The 19282-nt window shown below is 62.4% G+C and carries 23 protein-coding genes; 12 read left to right on the forward strand and 11 right to left on the reverse strand.

The features are described from left to right. Nucleotides 1–15: 15 nt before the first annotated feature. From AC1RT2_RS04360 to AC1RT2_RS04390, 7 genes are all read right to left on the reverse strand, one after another. Nucleotides 16–249 (reverse strand): hypothetical protein, encoded by a 234-nt coding sequence (locus AC1RT2_RS04360; protein WP_493099793.1) that lies wholly within the window; start codon nucleotides 247–249, stop codon nucleotides 16–18. Between the two features lie 91 nt (nucleotides 250–340). Further along, entirely contained in the window at nucleotides 341–1309 is a 969-nt protein-coding gene (locus tag AC1RT2_RS04365) for a methyltetrahydrofolate cobalamin methyltransferase (protein WP_069058434.1), read from the reverse strand. Nucleotides 1310–1398: 89 nt separating this feature from the next. Next, nucleotides 1399–2493, reverse strand: a complete 1095-nt coding sequence (locus tag AC1RT2_RS04370; RefSeq protein ID WP_069058435.1) for a methylenetetrahydrofolate reductase — start codon at nucleotides 2491–2493, stop codon at nucleotides 1399–1401. A gap of 3 nt (nucleotides 2494–2496) precedes the next feature. Next, the gene (locus tag AC1RT2_RS04375) at nucleotides 2497–3078 is read right to left on the reverse strand and encodes a methylenetetrahydrofolate reductase C-terminal domain-containing protein (RefSeq protein ID WP_069058436.1); all 582 of its coding nucleotides are present in this window, start codon (nucleotides 3076–3078) and stop codon (nucleotides 2497–2499) included. Next, nucleotides 3071–3373 (reverse strand): virulence factor, encoded by a 303-nt coding sequence (locus tag AC1RT2_RS04380; protein WP_069058437.1) that lies wholly within the window; start codon nucleotides 3371–3373, stop codon nucleotides 3071–3073. The genes AC1RT2_RS04375 and AC1RT2_RS04380 overlap by 8 nt, the downstream gene beginning before the upstream one ends. A 204-nt stretch (nucleotides 3374–3577) precedes the next feature. Further along, a complete protein-coding gene (locus AC1RT2_RS04385) occupies nucleotides 3578–4360 on the reverse strand; it encodes a formyl transferase (RefSeq protein ID WP_493099797.1) in 783 nt (260 codons plus the stop codon). A 98-nt stretch (nucleotides 4361–4458) separates the two neighbouring features. Next, nucleotides 4459–5100 (reverse strand): DUF1638 domain-containing protein, encoded by a 642-nt coding sequence (locus AC1RT2_RS04390; RefSeq protein ID WP_493099799.1) that lies wholly within the window; start codon nucleotides 5098–5100, stop codon nucleotides 4459–4461. Between the two features lie 32 nt (nucleotides 5101–5132). Between AC1RT2_RS04390 and AC1RT2_RS04395 the strand changes: the two genes are divergently transcribed. Beyond that, nucleotides 5133–5276, forward strand: coding sequence for an entericidin domain-containing protein (locus tag AC1RT2_RS04395; protein WP_493100378.1), 144 nt, complete (start codon nucleotides 5133–5135; stop codon nucleotides 5274–5276). 54 nt (nucleotides 5277–5330) lie between these two features. Here the strand turns inward: AC1RT2_RS04395 and AC1RT2_RS04400 are convergent, their stop codons facing one another. Then, on the reverse strand, nucleotides 5331–6026 hold the full coding sequence (locus AC1RT2_RS04400) for a corrinoid protein (protein WP_069058441.1): 696 nt from the start codon (nucleotides 6024–6026) through the stop codon (nucleotides 5331–5333). Between the two features lie 267 nt (nucleotides 6027–6293). Here AC1RT2_RS04400 and AC1RT2_RS04405 point away from each other — a divergent pair, with 267 nt between their 5' ends. The 7 genes from AC1RT2_RS04405 (at nucleotide 6294) to AC1RT2_RS04435 (ending at nucleotide 14783) form a co-directional block, all read left to right on the forward strand. Then, nucleotides 6294–6770, forward strand: a complete 477-nt coding sequence (locus AC1RT2_RS04405) for a putative pterin-binding protein (protein WP_069058442.1) — start codon at nucleotides 6294–6296, stop codon at nucleotides 6768–6770. Next, a complete protein-coding gene (locus AC1RT2_RS04410; protein WP_493099802.1) occupies nucleotides 6767–8749 on the forward strand; it encodes a putative bifunctional diguanylate cyclase/phosphodiesterase in 1983 nt (660 codons plus the stop codon). The genes AC1RT2_RS04405 and AC1RT2_RS04410 overlap by 4 nt, the downstream gene beginning before the upstream one ends. Nucleotides 8750–8926: 177 nt before the next feature. Next, nucleotides 8927–10507, forward strand: a complete 1581-nt coding sequence (locus AC1RT2_RS04415) for a trimethylamine methyltransferase family protein (RefSeq protein ID WP_069058444.1) — start codon at nucleotides 8927–8929, stop codon at nucleotides 10505–10507. Nucleotides 10508–10614: 107 nt separating this feature from the next. After that, the gene (locus AC1RT2_RS04420; protein WP_493099804.1) at nucleotides 10615–11307 is read left to right on the forward strand and encodes a ferredoxin; all 693 of its coding nucleotides are present in this window, start codon (nucleotides 10615–10617) and stop codon (nucleotides 11305–11307) included. A gap of 115 nt (nucleotides 11308–11422) precedes the next feature. Further along, nucleotides 11423–12115 (forward strand): phosphodiester glycosidase family protein, encoded by a 693-nt coding sequence (locus AC1RT2_RS04425; protein ID WP_493099806.1) that lies wholly within the window; start codon nucleotides 11423–11425, stop codon nucleotides 12113–12115. 80 nt (nucleotides 12116–12195) lie between these two features. Further along, nucleotides 12196–12717: an RNA polymerase sigma factor gene (locus AC1RT2_RS04430; protein WP_493099808.1), complete on the forward strand. Its 522-nt coding sequence runs from the start codon at nucleotides 12196–12198 to the stop codon at nucleotides 12715–12717. Between the two features lie 14 nt (nucleotides 12718–12731). Then, complete coding sequence (locus tag AC1RT2_RS04435) at nucleotides 12732–14783, forward strand: vWA domain-containing protein (protein WP_493099810.1); 2052 nt, start codon at nucleotides 12732–12734, stop codon at nucleotides 14781–14783. Nucleotides 14784–14796: 13 nt separating this feature from the next. Here AC1RT2_RS04435 and AC1RT2_RS04440 read toward each other — a convergent pair whose 3' ends face one another. Next, the gene (locus AC1RT2_RS04440; protein WP_493099812.1) at nucleotides 14797–15144 is read right to left on the reverse strand and encodes a hypothetical protein; all 348 of its coding nucleotides are present in this window, start codon (nucleotides 15142–15144) and stop codon (nucleotides 14797–14799) included. A gap of 99 nt (nucleotides 15145–15243) precedes the next feature. Here AC1RT2_RS04440 and AC1RT2_RS04445 point away from each other — a divergent pair, with 99 nt between their 5' ends. Further along, nucleotides 15244–16128, forward strand: coding sequence for a LysR family transcriptional regulator (locus AC1RT2_RS04445; protein ID WP_493099814.1), 885 nt, complete (start codon nucleotides 15244–15246; stop codon nucleotides 16126–16128). Here AC1RT2_RS04445 and AC1RT2_RS04450 read toward each other — a convergent pair. Beyond that, a complete protein-coding gene (locus tag AC1RT2_RS04450) occupies nucleotides 16113–16460 on the reverse strand; it encodes a hypothetical protein (protein WP_493099816.1) in 348 nt (115 codons plus the stop codon). The two genes, AC1RT2_RS04445 and AC1RT2_RS04450, sit on opposite strands and share 16 nt — an antisense overlap. A gap of 127 nt (nucleotides 16461–16587) precedes the next feature. On the opposite strand from AC1RT2_RS04450, the gene AC1RT2_RS04455 reads away from it, so the two are divergent. The 3 genes from AC1RT2_RS04455 to AC1RT2_RS04465 are packed head-to-tail and all read left to right on the forward strand — an operon-like array spanning nucleotide 16588 to nucleotide 18895. Further along, nucleotides 16588–17235 carry a helix-turn-helix transcriptional regulator gene (locus AC1RT2_RS04455; RefSeq protein WP_493099818.1) on the forward strand — a complete coding sequence of 216 codons (648 nt, stop codon included), beginning with the start codon at nucleotides 16588–16590 and terminating at the stop codon, nucleotides 17233–17235. Continuing rightward, nucleotides 17232–18365: an aminotransferase class I/II-fold pyridoxal phosphate-dependent enzyme gene (locus AC1RT2_RS04460; protein WP_493099820.1), complete on the forward strand. Its 1134-nt coding sequence runs from the start codon at nucleotides 17232–17234 to the stop codon at nucleotides 18363–18365. Before AC1RT2_RS04455 ends, AC1RT2_RS04460 begins: the two co-directional genes overlap by 4 nt. 53 nt (nucleotides 18366–18418) lie before the next feature. Beyond that, on the forward strand, nucleotides 18419–18895 hold the full coding sequence (locus tag AC1RT2_RS04465) for a hypothetical protein (RefSeq protein ID WP_493099822.1): 477 nt from the start codon (nucleotides 18419–18421) through the stop codon (nucleotides 18893–18895). Nucleotides 18896–18941: 46 nt separating this feature from the next. On the opposite strand, the gene AC1RT2_RS04470 is transcribed toward AC1RT2_RS04465, so the two are convergent. After that, nucleotides 18942–19271, reverse strand: coding sequence for a DUF1330 domain-containing protein (locus tag AC1RT2_RS04470; protein ID WP_493099824.1), 330 nt, complete (start codon nucleotides 19269–19271; stop codon nucleotides 18942–18944). Nucleotides 19272–19282: the final 11 nt, after the last annotated feature.

Raw genomic sequence — 19282 nt, forward strand, 5'->3', positions numbered from 1 at the left:
GCGCGAAACCGCCCGTCAGCCCTTCTTGGCAGCGAGCCGCCGCACGTTCCGGCGCACGCGCTTGCCATAGGGCTTGATGGCGGCTTCTGACACGGCGCGGGCCGTTGCCGACGGCGATGCCGCCATCATCACGGCCTTTGCAACAGCAAAATTGGCCGCCACGACACTCTCCGTCGCGGCGGCCATCTTTTCGGTGACCATTTTGGTCATCTCGGCAGTGTTCTGGGTCGACCCGGTCAGCGCCGCCATCTGCATTTCATGGCAACGCATGGCGATGACAAGCGGTGCCTCCAGCCAGAGGCTGAAGGCATCGCGACGAAACTGCCGCCCGCCCGCCATCTTATTCTGGTGCCGCGCTGGAGCCCGTGCGCCCTGCACGGCCGCCGCGACGACCACCGCCTGCTGCACCCGTGGACGGTGCCGCGACTGCAACATGGCCGCCTTCGGCCGGCTTGTGGTCACGATAGGTCTTGATCCAGGTCGAGCAATTCGCGTCGGTGCCGTTGAGCACGTTGGCGGCACGCACCGCTTCCATTTCCTGCGGACGGCAGGGGTTCATGATGGCCGACGTCATGCCAGCGCCGATGACCATCGGAATGAAGCCAGCATTGATGCCGTGGCGGTGCGGCAGGCCGAAGGAGATGTTGGAAAGGCCGCAGGTCGTGTTGACCTTCAGCTCGTTGCGCAGGCGATAGAGCAGCGCAAAGACCTGGCGGCCGGCGTCACCCAGCGCGCCGATCGGCATGACCAGCGGGTCGACGACGATGTCGTGCGGCTTGATACCATAATCCATGGCACGCTCGACGATCTTCTTGGCAACGGCAAAGCGCACGTCCGGATCCATCGAAATACCGGTCTCGTCGTTGGAGATCGCAACGACCGGAACGTCGTATTTCTTGCAGAGCGGCAGGATGGCTTCGAGCTTTTCTTCCTCGCCGGTCACCGAGTTGACTAGGGGCCGGCCCTTGGCGACCTTCAGCGCAGCCTCGATGGCGGCGGTGACCGAGCTGTCGATCGACAGCGGTACATCAACGAGCCCCTGCACGATTTCCATCGTCTTGACGAGCAGGCCCGGCTCGGTTTCGTTCGGGTTGACCGACGTGACGCCCGCATTGACATCAAGCATCGTCGCACCGGCGGCGACCTGTTCCAGCGCGTCCTTGATGACGGTGTCGAAGTTGCCTTCGATCATCTCGGCGGCCAGCTTCTTGCGGCCGGTCGGGTTGATGCGTTCGCCGATGACGCAGAAGGGCTGGTCGAAACCGATGATGATTTCGCGGGTGGCCGAGGCGACGATGGTGCGTGTCATTTAGTGTCCTCTGTGGCGGGGCGCTCGACCACGTCTAGCGCGCGATTTCCGGTGTTACAAGCGACGGTCGGCCGGTGGCCGGCACGCGGTCAATGGGGTTGATGAGCGGCTTTTTCTGCCATCTGCTGCTGGTTCTGTTCGACGCCTTCGCGGGTTCTCTCGATGCGCTCGGCCACAAGCTGGTCGACCGGGTTGGCCTCGCGCTTCCAGGGCTGGCGGCCCTTCAGCACGCCGGAATCATGCACGATCTCTGCGACATATTCTTCCTGCCGATAGGCCATGACGTGAATGCCGGACACACCCTCGATCTCTTTCACCTCGTTGATGATGTCGATGCAGAGTTGCTTGCCTTCCTTCTTCTGGTCCTGCGCGCCTTCAAGGCGAGTGATGACGGAATCGGGAATGTGGATGCCCGGTACGTTGGAGCGGATCCATTTGGCCGTCTTGGCGGATGCCATGGGGCCGACGCCGACGAGGATGAAGCATTTTTCGTGCAGGCCGAGATCGCGCACCTTCTTCATGTATTCCCGGAACATCGGCACGTCGAAGCAATACTGGCTCTGCACGAACTGAGCGCCGGCCTCGATCTTCTTGCCAAGGCGGTAGGGACGGAAATCGTAGGGTGGCGCGAAAGGATTGATCGCGGCACCAAGGAAGACCTTCGGCGGCGTCGTCAGCTTGCGGCCGGACAGGAATTTTCCGTTGTCGCGCATGATGCGCACGGTTTCGAGAAGCGACATGCAATCGAGGTCGAAAACGGGTTTTGCGCCCGGCTGGTCGCCGGCCTGCACGCCGTCGCCGGTCAGGCACATCATGTTCGTGACGCCCATGGCGGCACCGCCGAGAACGTCGCCCTGGATGGCGATGCGGTTCTTGTCGCGGCAGGCGATCTGCATGATCGGTGCATAGCCCATGCGGGTGAGCAGCGCGCAGATGCCGACGGAGGACATGTGGCAATTGGCGCCCGACGCATCGACCGCGTTGATGCCGTCCACCCAGCCGTCGAAGATCGCGGCCCGCTCATAGACGTCTTCCGGATTGGCGCTGTCCGGCGGGTTGAGTTCGGTCGTGACCGCGAACTCGCCACGGCGCAGCACGCGCTCCAGCCGGCCGAGCGAGGAGTGGCCGGGCAGGGGATCGAGCGGCAGGTGGGGGCCGAGCGGGTTTTCGTCGATATGCGCCATGGATCAGGCGTCCTTTCCGGCTGCTGCTGCGGCTTCACGGGCCGCGGCGGCTTCGGCCGTCACGCGCAGCCAGGACGAGGTCTCGCGCAGCGACTGGTTCACCGGCTTCTGCACGTTCATGATGGCATCCCCCTTGGCCATGTTCTGCGAGCCCTTCCAGGCCTGGACCCAGACGCAGGGCATATCCGGCTCCACTTCGCAATTGCCATTGGCGCGAACGCCGCCGCAGGGGCCGTTGCGAAGCTGCTTGGGACAGTTCATCGGGCAAGACATGCCCGTGGACGACAGTGCGCACTGTCCGCACATGCGACAGTCGAAGAGGAAACCCTTCACATGCTTTTCGACGAAGGTGATCGGACGCTCAACGCGCTGGTAGCCGAAGAGTTTCCAGACCGGATGCAGCAGCAGGAAAACATCGGCGAAGCGATGGTAGAACCATTCCAGGAAGCGGGAATTGCGCACGGCCCAGAGCCGGACCGTGTATTTGCGGCGCGCGCGGCGGCTCGGCGACACGCCGGCCGGCGTGAAGGCGCCGGTGGCGGCCTTCGTGGCAGGCGCGGCATTGCCGGGTTTCGGATCAGCCATTCTCGCGGCCTCCGGATTTGACCAGGCTGACGAGCCGCTCGCGGTCATAGGCCTCCTCGAATTCGGCGGCGGCCTTGTCGGCTTCGGCTTCGAGGTCGTCGGAAACCGGCACCGGATCGGCCTTGCGCCATTCGGCGAGGTAATCGTCCGTTTCGGCGGCACCGGTGCGCATGGCGCACATATCGATCGCTTCTGTGAAGCGCAGCGACAGTTCACGCTTGGCCGTCGTGCGGCCCTTCTTGATGATGACCTGGGCGGGGATGTCGCGCCAGTAGACGATGATGCGGTCTGCCATGCCAAATTTCTCCCAGAGCGTTTCCGCGCTTCTCTGAATTGCGAAAGCGCTCTTCCTCTTTTTCGCAATTCCGGACGGAAACCGTCGCATACTTTTCCCGGAATTGCTCTAGCACTGACAATGCGGTCTGGCCGCGTCGCGGGCTTCACTCGCCACGACTGCCCCATGCTCAAAAACGACGCGGGATTCGACTGTCCAGAGGTTTTACCAGATGCCGCGGGTCAAGCCGTTCCAGAGCCACGTCCAGATCGGCGGATGATACCATTGCCGCGAGGGTGCGGCTATTTTCAAAGGCTTGAGGTTGCCGATCACGGCGTCTTGCAGCGCCTCGACAATGATGCCGGTTGAGGCCGCCGTCTGCAGAGCCGGATAGGTGTGCATCGTGTCGCGTTTGGAAGGTTTCATCCGTTGCTGGTAGAGCACGCCGCCGGTGTCCACGCCCGCATCGACGAGGTGCACCGTGGCACCGAAATTCGCTTCGTCGGATTGGATACGCGACCAGTAGCCGCCCTGAAGGCCGCGATATTGCGGATTGATGCCGGCATGGAAATTGAGCACCGGGCAGGGGATGGCGGCGAGTGTCTGCGCCTTCAGCATGCGGGTGCTGACGAGCAGCAGCGCCGCCGGCCGGAGGTCGTCGAGCGCCTTGAGAAACTCCGGGCTGTTGGCCGAGGGAACGGCGACGCGGCGGATTTTCGAGTCCGTTGCTGCGCTTACGCCGAATTCTTCAAGGATTTCCGCAGCGCGGGCCGTGGTGAAGCGCTTGCCGTACTTTGAAACCACCATGGTGGCGAGCTGACCGAGGGCCTGTATCCAGCCGAGTTTTTTCGCGCGTCTTTGGATGAAGAGTTTTTTGGATTCCGGCTGCTCTTCTATGACGATGAGGTTCGGGAAGACGGCCTTGACGGCATTGACGACGATTTCCGGGTTCGGGCCGGGCTGGATGAGCATCGCCACCGTTTCCGTCCGTGTGTCGCGTTCCGTCATGCCCTGCCTCGCCCTGTTTTCGGCGTGCATCATCGTTGCGAGGGCTTAGGAAGCGGTAACTGCCGCGCGGGATTTTGCGCGGCAGGGCTAAAGATTGGTTAGCGGGCGCGCAGCAGTTCGTCCGTCAGGTCGCCATAGCCGGTGAAGCGGTATTCATAGGCAAGCCCGAGATAATCCGCGGCCTCCTTTGCCTTCCGCTGCAAGGCCTGGTCCTCGATCTGCGAGAGATAGACGACCTTGGTGTAGTTGCCGAAATACATGGCTTTCAGTTGCGGATAACGATCGAGGCCGAGCGGCTCGATGACGAAGGCGCGGAACTGGCGGGCGAGGAAATCGGTGAGAAAGAACGCCGTGACATCGTCTTCTGTCGCCGCAAAGGCCTCGTTGCCGGCAAAAAAGGAATAACAGTGCGGACCGGCAATGCGCTCGACGCCGAGCCGTTCGCAAACCTTGTCGAGCAGGCCACCGGTGCCGCAATCGGCATAGCCGACGAAGACGCGGTCGAAGCCTTCGGTGCGTGCCTCTTCCACGGCCTTTTCGACGCCGGGCGCGATCTTTTCCGGATGGGCATGCCAGATGGCGGGAAGACAGAGAAGGTCGATATGGTCGAGCCTGTTGGCGTCGCGAATGGCCAAAATTTCGCGCGCAATCGCACCGCACGCGATCACGCGAACTTTTTCCGCGTTCGTGCGTTTCTGCGTCGGACTTCCGAGGTGAAGTTCTGCGTCAACCACATCCATCTAGAGGGACCCCGACCATGACTGGGACAAATATGACCCGTATCAGCATCGTTCTCGCCGCACTTCTCGCACTCAGCGCCTGCGGCAACACCATTCGCGGCATGGGACGGGATACGGCCAATGCCGTGGACGCGACGCAGGATGCCGGAAACAACGTGGCGAACGCCGCAAACTAAAGGTCGTCAGCGAACGGCGCCGTTTCAAGGGCGGCGCCGTCCGAACTTCAAAGCTTAGCCGGCAAGCATGTTGTGCTTGCGCTTCATGAATTCCTTGGCCGTTTCGACGGCCACGGCCGCGTCGCGGCAGTAGGCGTCGGCACCGACGGCCTTGCCGAATTCCTCGTTCAGCGGCGCGCCGCCGACGAGAACGACGTAGTCGTCGCGCAGGCCCTTTTCCTTCATCGTGTCGATGACGACCTTCATGTAGGGCATCGTCGTCGTGAGGAGGGCGGACATGCCGAGGATATCCGGCTGTTCGCGCTCGATGGCTTCAAGGTAGTTTTCGACCGGGTTGTTGATGCCGAGGTCGATGACGTCGAAGCCGGCGCCTTCCATCATCATGCCAACGAGGTTCTTGCCGATGTCGTGGATGTCGCCCTTGACGGTGCCGATGACCATCTTGCCCTGCTTGGGCGCGCCGGTGGCGGCGAGCAGCGGGCGCAGGATGAACATGCCGGCCTTCATGGCGTTCGCCGACAGCAGAACTTCCGGCACGAACAGGATGCCGTCGCGGAAGTCGACGCCGACGATGCGCATGCCTTCGACGAGTGCCTGGGTCAGGACGTCGTAGGGAGCCCAGCCACGCTCGAGCAGAATGTTGGTGCCCTCTTCGATTTCCTCTTTCAAGCCGTCGTAGAGGTCGTCGTGCATCTGCTGCACAAGTTCTTCGTCGGAGAGATCGGCGAGAATGATTTCGTCGTCAGACATGGCAATCCTCACATATTGAAAGCGACACGCGTGCTTTCGGGGTTCTGTCGTTGAATACAGTTAGCGTCATTGCATTGCAAAGCGTTTTCGATTGCGACGCGGGCCCGGGCGAATTGCGACGATGTCGCATTTTCGTCAGTCGGACAGGCAGTCATTTGAGGGCTGCCAACCCGGGACGCGCACAGCCTTATGCCGCACTAGCAATTGTAATAACCGCTTTTTAAGGCTTCATGAATACTTGATAGGACGACACCGAGGGATCATCCTATGCGCTCCATCCTGAAACGCCTGTTCGTTTTTACCACACTCCTCGTAAGCGCGACGTTCGCCCACGCGGACGATGTCCTGTTTACCGTTCGAAGCGCCAAAGGGGATTTTCAGGTGACCGAGGCGGTGGTCGAGAAACTTGGCACCGTCACCTACAAGGCTCTGGCACCCGGCATGGACGACGCGTTGCATGAGGTTCGCGGGCCGCTGATACGGGACGTCTTGAAGGCGGCGGGCGTTGAGGGCACGACCGCGGCCGCCGTGGCGCTCGACAAATACGAAGTCGAGATCCCGATGGCCGATTTCGCCACGCTCGACGTGATCGCCGCGATCGAGATGGACGGGGAGCGGCTCACCGTGCGCAGCAAGGGCCCCGCCTGGATCATCTACCCGACCGGTGAACATACCGAGCTCCAGAAGGATCCCGTCTACGAGGCACGCAGCATCTGGCAGCTCAAGGACCTTGTCGTAAAATGAAAATTCCGCGGCTCAACACGTCGAGCCTTCTCTGGATTCGCTTTCCGGCCATGCTCGGCCTCCTCGCCGTGATGCTCGTCGTCGGGCAGGACGGCGTGAAGAAGGTCGCGGACGGGATCAATCTTCGCCTCTTCAACTCAGCGCGCTTTGAAGAGGCGACGCGGTCGGAGATGGAGTTCAACGACCTCGTCAACAAGGCCTACCGCCTTGCCCACAGCGACAGCACCGTCAGCCGGGAGGACGTGCGGTTCGCACTCGATATCTTCTGGTCGCGCATCGATACGCTGCGAACCGCGAGCTACACGGATGCGCTGGCCAGTGGCGAGGTGATCGAGACCTCGGTAGTGTCGCGCATTTTCGCCAGCCTTCCCAGGCTGGAGGCCGCGGTTCTTGCCCTGAAAGCCGGCGATCCGGAAAGCTTCGAGCAGGTCGGCGATTTCGCCATGGAGTTTCAGGCGCCGCTTCTGGAATATAGCGACCGTTCGTATACCGCGCGGCGCAACCAGCTTCGGGAACTGGTGGAAAAGGAACGGCAAAGCCTGGACGATCTGCGGTCGATACAGATCGAGTTCGTTGGCCTTTCCTGTCTCGTCCTGATCTATGTTCTCGTGGAACTCTCGTTGTCCCGGCGTTTCAATCGCCGCCTGAAGGTCGCGCTCGAAGACAAGCGGCGCCTGCTGGCGTCCGATCACCTGACCGGCATCGCAAACCGCCGTCGTTTCGAGGGAGCGCTTGCCGAGCAGTCCATGACGGAAAGTTTTGCCGTCGTGCTCGTCGATCTCGACGGCTTCAAGGGCGTCAACGATACGCTCGGCCATGCGGCTGGCGACCATGTGCTGAAGGCGGTCGCGGAGATACTTGATAGCTTGCGCCTGGAGGCGGATATCGTATCTCGCCTCGGCGGCGACGAGTTCGCCATTCTGCTCGACGGATCGCGGGAGCGGGCACGCGACTATGCGGAGGCAGCCGTGGCGCGCATCTCCGCCGGCTGTTTCTTCGACGGCAAACCCGTGCGTATTTCCGCCAGTCTCGGCATTGCGCATATCGATGATGCGCGCATCGGCGCCACGCCCCAGCAGATGATGAAGGATGCGGATGCCGCGCTTTATGTCGCCAAGGCGGCGGGGCGCAATTGCATCCGTTTTACCACGCCCGACATCATGGCCATGAGCCACCGAAAGCAGGCCCTTCAGGCGGAGATCCGGTCGGCCATCGAGACGGGGCAGATCGATGTCGCATTCCAGCCGATCGTTTCGCTGGCCGATGGACGCCCCATGAGCCTCGAAGCGCTCGTTCGGTGGGAGCATCCGGACCTCGGCCTGATCGATCCCCACGACGTCGTCGCCGCAGCGGAACAGGCGGGCGAAATCCTGCCGCTGACATTGTTCGTCATCGAGCGCGCCTGCAATATCCGCAGCACGCTCGCCGCCTGTGGCCGCAATCTGCAGGTAGCCGTCAACATTTCACCGCGCCTGCTCAATCTCGAACGGTTTTCCGACGCGGTGGTCGAGGTCATGCGCCGGCAGGCTGTTGTCAGGGGTGGCCTGCTCCTGGAACTGACCGAAGATGCGATGATGGATGAGAGCGAGACGGTTCTGCGCAACATCGAACATTTGCGAGACAGCGGCACCGATTTTGCCGTCGATGATTTCGGGCGCGGCTATTCCAATCTCGGGCGTCTGGCAGGCCTGGAGTTCCGGCGCGTCAAACTCGACAAATCGTTGATCGACAACATTACGAGTTCGGCGCGCAGCGTCGACATCGTTCGCGGCATCGGTCGTATGGCCACGGATCTCGGCATGGAGGTGGTTGCGGAGGGGGTGGAAACGGCAGAGCAGTTTACCGCTCTTCGCAGCCTCGGCATTCCGTTCGCGCAGGGCTATCATTTCGCCCGCCCGATGAAGCCGCTCGTGCTGCTGCCGTTCCTGCTTGGCAAGCCGGTGCCGGTCGAGCAGCGCACCTTGCGGGTCGCCGGCTGAACGTTGCCTTCTATCCAGGACTGTTTTTGAGCGGGCAGGCCTTTGGCCATTCCGCACCGAGCTGCTTTTCGTTATCAGGGACGCCCGTGGCGCTTTTAGGAATGTCCCTTTTGCGGCATTGTTTAGGATCGAAGCGGTTACAGGGCTGCCAGGGTGGCGCGCTTGAGAGGAAATGACATGGACGACACATCTGAACTGGCGGCCGGGCAGGCAGAAGGCGGCGGTCGCCGCTCGCGCGGCGAAGGTCGTGGTGCTGCTGCACGGCGTGCGTCGCGCACGGGCGGCGGTCCAGGCCCGTCGCTGCCGTACATCACCCGCAAGATCAAGGAATACGAGGTCCTGGACGAGGCAGGTCTGGCGCTGATCGAGGCGAATGCCGACCTTATTCTTGAAGAGATCGGTATCGAATTCCGCGAAGACCCGGAAGCGCTTCAGCTCTGGAAGGAAGCCGGTGCCGATGTGCGCGGCGAGCGCGTGCACTTCCCGAAGGGCCTCTGCCGCGAACTCCTGAAGACCGCGCCGTCCAGCTTTACCTGGCATGCGCGCAATCCCGAGCGCAGCGTGCAGATCGGCGGCAAGGCCACCGTCTTCGCGCCGGTCTACGGCCCTCCATTCGTTCGCGACCTCGAAGGCAACCGTCGCTATGCGACGATCGAGGATTTCCGCAATTTCGTGAAGCTCGCCTATATGGCGCCGTCGATGCATTCGTCCGGCGGCACCGTGTGCGAGCCGGTCGACGTGCCGGTGAACAAGCGTCACCTCGACATGGTCTACAGCCATATCAAATATTCCGACAAGCCGTTCATGGGCTCGGTTACGGCACCTGAGCGCGCGGAAGACACGATCGCCATGGCAAAGCTCGTCTTCGGCGACGAGTTCGTCGAGAACAACTGCGTGACGTTGAACCTCATCAACGCCAACTCGCCGATGGTTTTCGACGAGACCATGGTGGGCGCGCTGAAGGTCTATGCCCGCCATAACCAGGCCTGCGTCGTCTCGCCGTTCATTCTGTCCGGTGCCATGAGCCCGGTCACCGTCGCCGGCACGCTGACGCAGATCCTCGCCGAGGTTCTCGCCGGTGCCGCCTTTACCCAGCTTATCCGAAAGGGTGCGCCGGTGCTGTTCGGCACCTTTGCTGCGTCGATTTCCATGCAGTCAGGCGCGCCGACCTTCGGTTCGCCGGAGCCGTCGCTCGTCTCCTATGGCGCAGCGCAGCTTGCCCGTCGTCTCGGCATTCCGTTCCGTACCGGCGGCTCGCTTTGCGGCTCGAAGGTTCCGGATGCACAGGCAGCCCACGAATCGGCCAACACGATCAACATGACGCTGCTGGCCGGCACGAACTTCGTGCTGCACGCCGCCGGCTGGCTCGAAGGCGGTCTCGTTTCGTCCTACGAAAAGTTCATGATCGACCAGGATCAGCTCGGCATGATGCAGAAGCTGGCCGAGGGCGTGGACCTTTCCGAAAACGCGCAGGCGCTCGACGCCATTCGCGAAGTCGGTCCGGGTAGCCACTATCTCGGCTGTGCCCATACGCAGGCCAACTTCCAGACCGCTTTCTACCGTTCGCCGCTCGCCGACAACAACTCGTTCGAGCAGTGGGAAATCGAAGGCCAGAAGCGTATCGAGGAGCGTGCCAACGCGCTCTGCCGTTCGTGGCTGGAAAGCTATGAGGCGCCTTATCTCGATCCGGCGATCGACGACGCGCTGCTTGCCTATGTGGCGAGCCGCAAGGACTCGATGCCCGACGCCTTCACCTGAAAGGGTCCCGATCGCGCCAGGGAGCAAGGCGGAGCAACACGGGTTGCCGACATGATCCAGAAAGAAGTCTGGCGCCCGCACTATGAACTCAAGGGGGACGTGACCAAGTGAGGTCGCATCGCCCCGATCTCGACACGATCCGTGCGGCTCTTGAGCCGCACGGTCTTTTTTTGCGCGGCAGTGTCAATTTTTCCGAAGGGGAGGCCACGCCGATCCTGTCGGATGGTAACGCCGCCGCCAGTGTCGTGCTTATCGGCAATATCGGCAGCTCTCCTTGGCCCGCTTTTTCGTGCTGGAGGGAAGAGAGACCGGACCGCGGTGGCAGCGACCCGCTCGACACGTGGTCGAAGGAGATCATCCGGACCGTCGCCGCATCGGCAGAGGCCACGCCATGGTTCCCGTCCGACCCGCCCTGGCAACCCTTCCAGCAATGGGCGATGCGTGCGGAAGGCCTGAAAGCCTCGCCGCTTGGCATCCTCATTCATCCGGCTTACGGCCTCTGGCATGGCTATCGCGGCGCGCTCGGTTTTGCGGAACCCGGCGATGACCCCCCGGCAGCAGTGGCACCACATCCCTGTGACCGCTGTCCGGACAAGCCGTGCCTCACCACCTGTCCCGCTGGCGCGGTGCGTCCGGCGATTTTCGACGTATCCGCCTGTCGCGGGCATTTGCGGTCGCCGGAAGGACAGGGGGGCTGCATGGGCTCTGGCTGTCTCGCCCGCGCTGCCTGCCCGGTCGGCGCTGCCTACCGCTACAATGACAGCCAGCTTCGTTTCCACATGGCGGCGCTGTCGCTTTGACCCTTCGTTGAGCGGCGTCGCTAAATTCGCCGCATTGGCAGTCGAGCCAAGGGGCATGCGTTTCCTTCTGTTTTTCATATTTCTATTTGCCACCCTATCCTTCCGGAGCGTTGCCATGGCCGAACCGCCGAAATGTGCCGCGATCGAACACCTTTCCGGCCGCTACACCGTCTGCACTTTCGATCCAGCCACGGAGACGATCCGCCTTTACGGTGCGGCGACGTTGGGTGTGGGGGGAGCCAGCTATGACCAGCTCAACACGCATCTCCTGCGGAACCGGCAGCACATGAGCTTTGCCATGAACGCTGGCATGTATCATGCGGATTACGGGCCGGTTGGGCTGCTGGTGGAGCATGGCCGGGAAACGGGTGGACTCAATCGGGGTGATGCGTTCGGCAACTTCTTCCTGAAACCGAATGGCGTGTTCTGGGTGGGCGATGGAAAGGCCGGCGTGATGGAGACGGAGGCCTACGCAAAAGCGGGGCTTTCGCCGCGCGAGGCGACGCAATCCGGGCCGATGCTGGTTATCGACGGCAAGATCCATTCGCGATTCCTGGCCGATGGCACGAGCCTGCAGATCCGCAACGGCGTCGGCATCCTGCCGGATGGCCGCGTCGCCTTTGTCATCTCGAACGATCCGGTGCGGTTCCACGATTTCGCGACGCTGTTCCGGGATCGGCTGCACTGCAAAAATGCGTTGTTTCTCGATGGCAGCATTTCCAGCCTCTATTCCCCGGAAATCCGGCGCCATGACCGTGACGCCATGATGGGCACGATCATTGCCGTCGTGAAAAATCTACCCGGCTAAGAAAAAATGCTCGCCGCCACCCAAGGATCGCCGCCCGACGGACGTCGTAGAGGTTAGTGCACTGCAATCGGGATGGACCCGTGGAAACAGAACTCGTCGAAAAGGCGGCATTGGGAGATCGGCAGGCCTTCGCCGCGCTGATCGAAAGCCGCTATGATTTCATCCATGCTGTCGCCTGGCGATGGTGCGGCGACCGGCAGGATGCCGAGGATGTGGCGCAGGAGGTGTGCATACGCCTCGCCGGCGCCATTCGCGGTTTCAAGGGCGCCAGCCGCTTCGGCACCTGGCTCTATACCGTCACGCTGAATGCCGCGCGCGACCAGATGCGCAAACGCCGCCGGGCCGAATGGCGCGATGCGGCTTATCTGCGCGAACAGGCGGTGCTGGACGGTGGCCCCGGCGAGGATGGCAGCGAGGAACTGTGGCAGGCCGTGCGCCAGCTTCCCGACAAGCAGCGTGACGCCGTGCTGCTCATCTACGGCGAAGGCCTGAATCATGCGGCCGCGGCAGACGTGCTCGGCTGCGCCGAAACGACGATTTCCTGGCATGTGCACGAGGCCCGCAAGCGCCTGAAGGTGCTTTTGCGCGATGCCGCCGCGTGACGGAAGGATAGACGATGACCGATCTCGACCTCGACAAACTCGCTCGCCGCACCCCGCCTGCCGCCGATTCCTCCGCGCGTGCCCAGGCGCTGGCCGCTGCCATGCAGGCTTTTGACGACGCGGAAAAAAATGCGACCGCCCCCCAAGGATCGACCGACGGCGGGCGTCGAAGCTCCATGTTCAACTGGATATGGAGCCCCATCATGAACCGCAAACTTCTCGCCGGCTCGGCCCTTGCCACGCTTCTCGTCGTGCCCGTCGCCGGCCTCGTGACCTATGAACTGGTGCGCAATGGCACCGTGCCGCTGACCGCCGAAACGGAGATTGCGGCGAAGCCGGTCGATCAGGATCTGCGCGCTCGCAAGCAGGAGGCAAAGAAGGTCCAGGGCGAGGTGCAGACCACTGCAGAAAGCGATGCCGTCGCGACCGCGACGGCCGCCGACACGGCTCAGGCCACGAACACGCTCGCAGCCGAGCCGGCACCGGTTGCCGAACTGCACGATGAGAAGGAGGCGGCGGCAGTGCCGGAGTCGCTGGCCCTCGGTGGCGCTGCCAATATGGACATGCTGAATCGATCGATCGTGCAGCCCTCCGCCGTGGCGGATGCAATTGCGATGCCCACGCCAGAGGAGGACCGCGAACGCTTTGCCTCCGCCGATCCAAACCCGGTGAAGAGTGTCGCGACCGATCCCGTGTCGACCTTCTCCGCCGATGTCGACACGGCGTCCTACTCTTATGTGCGTGGTTCGCTGCTCGGCGGCAGCCTGCCGGATGCCGAAGCCGTGCGTGTCGAGGAACTGGTCAACTATTTCCCCTATGACTGGAAGGGTCCGGAGACGGCGGAGACACCGTTCAATGCCACCGTCACCGTCATGCCGACGCCATGGAACAAGGACACGGAACTGCTCCATATCGGCATCAAGGGTTTCGAGACGGTGGCGACGGAGCAACCTTCGGCCAACCTCGTCTTCCTCATCGACGTCTCCGGCTCGATGGACGAGCCGGCCAAGCTGCCGCTGCTGAAAAGTGCCTTCCGCCTGCTTGTGGGCAAGCTGAAGGATACCGACACGGTGTCGATCGTCACCTATGCCGGCAATGCCGGCGTGGTCCTGGAACCGACGGAAGCGAAGGATCGGGCCAAAATCCTTGCGGCCATCGACAATCTCCAGCCGGGCGGCTCGACGGCCGGCGCGGAGGGCATCGAGGCGGCGTATGCGTTGGCGCAGAAGGCCTTCAAGAAGGATGGCGTCAACCGCGTCATGCTGGCGACGGATGGTGATTTCAACGTCGGTCCGGCGAGCGACGAGGAGCTGAAGCGCGTCATCGAGGAGCGTCGCAAGAGTGGCATCTTCTTATCGGTGCTCGGCTTCGGCCGCGGCAACTACAATGACGGCATGATGCAGACGCTGGCGCAGAACGGCAACGGCACCGCCGCCTATATCGATACGCTGGCCGAAGCGCAGAAGACGCTGGTGGAGGAGGCAGGGTCTTCGCTCTTCCCTATCGCCAAGGACGTCAAGTTCCAGATCGAGTTCAACCCGGATCGTATCGCCGAGTACCGCCTGGTCGGCTACGAGACCCGCGTGCTCAACCGCGAGGATTTCAACAATGACAAGGTGGATGCCGGTGATATCGGCTCCGGCCACCGTGTCACCGCCATCTACGAGGTGACACCGAAGGGCAGCCCGGCCGTGCTGAACGATCCGTTGCGCTACGGCAAGGAGCAGGCGGCGGCAACTCCCGCCACAGGCAGTTCCGAACTCGCCTTCCTGAAGATGCGCTGGAAGAAGCCGAATAGCGACACGAGCGAACTTGTCACCCTGCCGGTGACGGATGCCAATGCTGTCGCCGATGTGCAGGCAGCCTCGGCGGACGTGCGTTTCTCCGTCGCGGTTGCCGCCTTCGGGCAGAAGCTGAAGGGTGTCTCCGCCCTTCAGGACTATGCCTACGGCTCGATCCTCGGCCTTGCGGAAGCCGCCAAGGGCAACGATCCGTTCGGCTACCGGGCGGAGTTCATAAAGCTCGTCCAGCTTGCTGGCGGTCTTTCCGGGGAGAAGGCGCAGTAAGGCGCGCGGCCTCTCATCCGACCTGCCGGTCTCCTTCTCCCCGCAGGCGGGGAGAAGGCAACAAGCCGAGATGTTTTCCGTGTCTGAGCGGCTTCTTGTTTGAGGAGGCCGGCGCAGCATACCCTTCACCCCGGTTGCGGGGAGACCGTGGCGGCAACCGGAAGAGAGGCGCCGTCCAGCGCCTCTCTTTTGTTTGAGGCAGCGGCGTGCAGCGGGGCTCGCCGTCTTCGGGCAGCGTCAGCCCGGCATCGCGCAGCAAGCGTACATCCTTGCGCGCGATGAGCAGCCGCAAAGCCTCCCGTTCCGCTCGCGCCTGACGGTAGCGCTCCACCATTTCCAGCAGTTTTCCGAAAATTCCCATGGCTTTTGCCTTCCCTTGCTGCGCAAGAGCCAAGCAAAGCTGTAGACATTTCACAAACGAATAGCGATGATGGCAGGCATCAGAAAAAGCGATGGCGCTATGTATCCTCCTCTCGAAAGCGATCTGCTCAGAATTTTTGTCACCGTCTCCGACGCCGGTAATGTCACGCATGCGGCCGACAGGCTCGGGCGCACCCAGTCAGCCGTCAGCATGCAGGTGCGCAAGCTCGAGGAATCGGTCGGCGTGATGTTGTTCGAGCGTGGCCCGCGTGGGGTTGCGCTGACCGTGGAGGGCAGGCGGCTGCTGCCCTATGCCAAGCGCATCGTCGGGCTGGTCGACGAGACGACGGCGGCGATGCGCACATTGCCGCTGGACGGGCCGGTGCGGGTCGGCATTCCGGAGGAATATAACCAGACAGTCCTGCCCAACGCGCTTGCCGCCTTTGCGGAGACCCATCCGGGCGCCGACGTGACGGTGTTTTGCGGTTACACGGCCCAGCAGATGGAAGCACTGGAGGCGGACGAACTCGACCTTGCCGTCATCTTCGAGTGGGATGGCGGGATTTCCGGTGAGCTTCTGGCAATCGACCCGACCGTCTGGGTGGCCTCCATTGCGCATAACCTGCATCTGGAGCGTCCGGTGCCGGTCGCCTTTTACCGGCGGTCGGTCTGGTGTCGGGAATTCGCTCAACGCTCGCTGGAGCGGCATGCGATCCCGTACCGCGTCGCCTATACCAGTGATACGAGCAGCGGTCTGCGCTCGGCGGTTGCGAGCGGGCTTGCCATTGCGCCGCTGGCCCGCAGCAACATCCCGCCGGGCGCGCGCGAACTCACCCTTGCGGACGGATTTCCAACGGTCGATTCCTCGCGTGTCGTGCTGAAGCGCAATCCGCGGCGCGGCGGGCCGGCGATCGACGGGATGGCGGACCTCATCCGCAAATCCTTCGGGCCGCTGGCGGCGATGACGGATCAGGCTTTCGGATAGGCGCGTTCGAGGCCGCCGGACCGCGTCAACCCGGCGCGGAAAGCGGCGAAGGCAGCGTGCTGGCTGGAGCGGGCAGTTTCGACAAGCCGTATCTGCAAGCGGGCGGGCGCCGTGTTGCCCAGCCATTCGCCGAGCTTTTCCAGTTTCAGCGAATTGAGGAACTGGGCCGCCGCGGCCCGGTTGAGATAGAGGTCGAGACCTTCCAGCAGGTTCTCGTCCTGCTTGGCGTTTTCCATCAGCAGGCGGAGATAGGCCTGCTCGGCCTCGCCAAGCGCGGCGAGTTTGTCGGCCACGGTGTCCCGGTCCGGAAAGGCTGCAAGATCGGCACTCATAATCGTTCCCCACAGAATCGTCGTGCCTTTGGATAGGGCGCGGGAAATGACCTCGCAAGCCCGCGAGGAATGTTTGGACTGAAAATCCAATATTGACAAAAAGTCTATTATTGGATTGTGTGCCGCCATGTTCGACTCATTAAATGCCGATCTGCTGCTTCGCCAGCATGCCGCGACGGCCGCGGCCATCTCCACCCTGTTCTATCCCCATGCCGAGGTCGTGCTGCACGATCTCGAAACGGGGCTGATTGCCGGCATCTGGAATGCCTTTTCCGGCCGCAAGGCGGGCATGGACTCGCTCGTCGAAAACGCACTGGAGGCGGCGGGGGAGGCAGGCATTTACGGCCCCTATGAAAAGACCGGCGAGGACGGGCGGCGGCTGAAATCGGTGACGGCCGTGCTGAAGGACGACCACGACCAGGCGCTCGGGCTGCTCTGCATCAACATGGATGTCTCGCATTTCGAGGCGGCGGCCAGGCTGCTTTCCGCCTTCACCGGTGTCGCGACACAACGGCCGCCATCGCTTTTTGCCGGTGACTGGCGGGAGGAAATCAACACCGCGCTGCACGATTGGCTGCGCACCCGTGGCCTGGCACTGACGGCCCTCAGGAAGGGCGACCGGGTGGCGCTCGTTGCCGCCCTCGACGAACGCGGCCTGTTCCAGACGCGAAACGCCGTCGACCACCTGGCTTCCCTCATCGGCGCCTCGCGCGCCTCGATCTACAACTATCTCGCCGATGCCCGGCGCCAGAACCAGAAGGACAGGCCATCGTGAGCACGCTGCCGGATTTCCGTCTCGAAACCCATTTTTCGCGCTGGGAGTTCAAGGCGCGCCACCACATGACGGCGAGCGATGCCGAGACTATGACCATGTCCAATCTTCTGGCCCTTGCCGGCCCGGAGGATCGCGAGGCTTGGGAGCGCGTTTCGCTCGGCTACACGGAGACCTGGGGCGCGCCGGTGCTGCGCGAAACCATCGCATCGACCTATGAGACGCTTTCCGGCGCCGATATCCTGACCTTCGCCGGCGCGGAGGAGGGGCTGTATTGCGCCATGCTGGCTTTGCTCGGGCCGGGCGACCATGCCATCGTCACCGTGCCGAACTATCAGTCGATGGAAACCATGCCGGTCACCATCACCGGCAATGTCACGGGGATCGCGCTTCGCCCGGAGAACCGCTGGCAACTCGATCTCGATGATGTGCGGGCAGCCCTTCGGCCGGAAACCAAGCTCATCGCCGTCAATTTCCCGAACAACCCGACCGGTGCCATCGCCGACCAGGAAATCTTCCGCGGCCTCGTCGATCTTTGCGCCGAACGCGGCATCCATCTGTTCTCCGACGAGGTCTATCGCGGGCTGGAGATCGACGACGCGAAACGTTTGCCGCAGGCGGCCGACCTGTTTGACAGAGGCATCTCCCTCAACGTGATGTCCAAGGCCTATGGCCTGCCGGGCCTGCGCATCGGCTGGATCGCCAGCCGCGACCATGCGCTGCTCGAACGCATGGAGAAGATGAAGCACTATCTTTCCATCTGCAACGCACGCCCTTCGGAGGTGCTGGCAGGCATCGCGCTCAAGGCGCGAGAGACAATTTTTGTCCGCAATCGTGCACTTTGCGCAGAAAACCTGGCGAAACTCGGAGCCTTTTTTGCGGACTATCCGCATCTCTACGAGTGGGTCGAGCCGGACGGCGGCTGCGTCGCTTTCCCGCGTTATCTGGGCAAGGATGGCGTTGAAGAACATTGCCGCCGGCTGGTCGAGGAGAAGGGCGTGCTCTTGCTACCCTCCAGCCTCTTCGTGTCGGGCCTGCTGCCGGTTCCGGTGGATCGGTTCCGGGTAGGCTTTGGACGAAAGAATATTGATGCGGGGCTTGAGGCTTGGCGAGCGTTCTTGTCGCGGGCTTGAGCGTGTTGGCCAGAGCGAGATAAGCTTTACCGCAGCCCGAATGGAGATAGGAATTGACCACTAAAATAGGTTTCCTCCTATCCGTTATGGCTTTTCTGTCGCTCGTGGGATCGCTTTCATCTGCGACAGCCAACGACTTTAAGCGGTGCGGCGTCTATCGCCATGTGCCGGTGCTGCAGGTTGTCGACCATGCGTTTGGAAGAGATTTTTCCGGTCAAGTCTACATAGATGTCTGGGTGAAAATGAATCCGGATTCTTCTTTTATCCGCGGTATGAAGGTGCGGCCTGGCGCTGTGACGCAATTCAGCGGCACGGTCCAGTTTGCATTGCCCGAGGGGCACGCTCACGGCGTCGGGATATCGATTTCAAACCAGGCGATTACCGCAACGGTCCCAACAAAACTCCGCCTCACGGTGAAGCACGGAATCGATCGGGAAAAGCTCTTGGCAATTCCTGCCAAAGAGTTGGAGGCGTGGGTATGTCACCGTTCGTTCACCTACGACGACGGAACCAGCATCATTATGAATTGATGCGTCGCTTCAGCGATTGCCGTGCTCCTCGGCGTGCGCGCCAGACTTAATCCTGCCTCAGAATATCGGTCGCTTTGTGGTCGTCGTCGACACCGTCGACCAGCAGTATGTCGCCGTCGGAATTCAGCGTGCGAAGCGGTAGGATCGCACGGTAGGCATCGGATGCGTACCAGCCCTCGGCCGCCTTGCGGGTCGGGAAGGACAGCATGATCACATCGCCGGCAAAGCTGCCTTCCAGCACGCGCTTGTTGCCATCGCCATGGATCACGAACTTGCCGCCGAAGGGCGCCATCGTGGCGTCGATCCCCTCCAAATAGGCGACGATCTGCGGCCCCATCGTGACATTGCGAAGGTGGGCGAGGGCGTAGGTGGTCATCGGGTTTTTCC

The sequence above is a fragment of the Shinella sp. GW821-FHT11G07 genome (genome assembly GCF_058808115.1).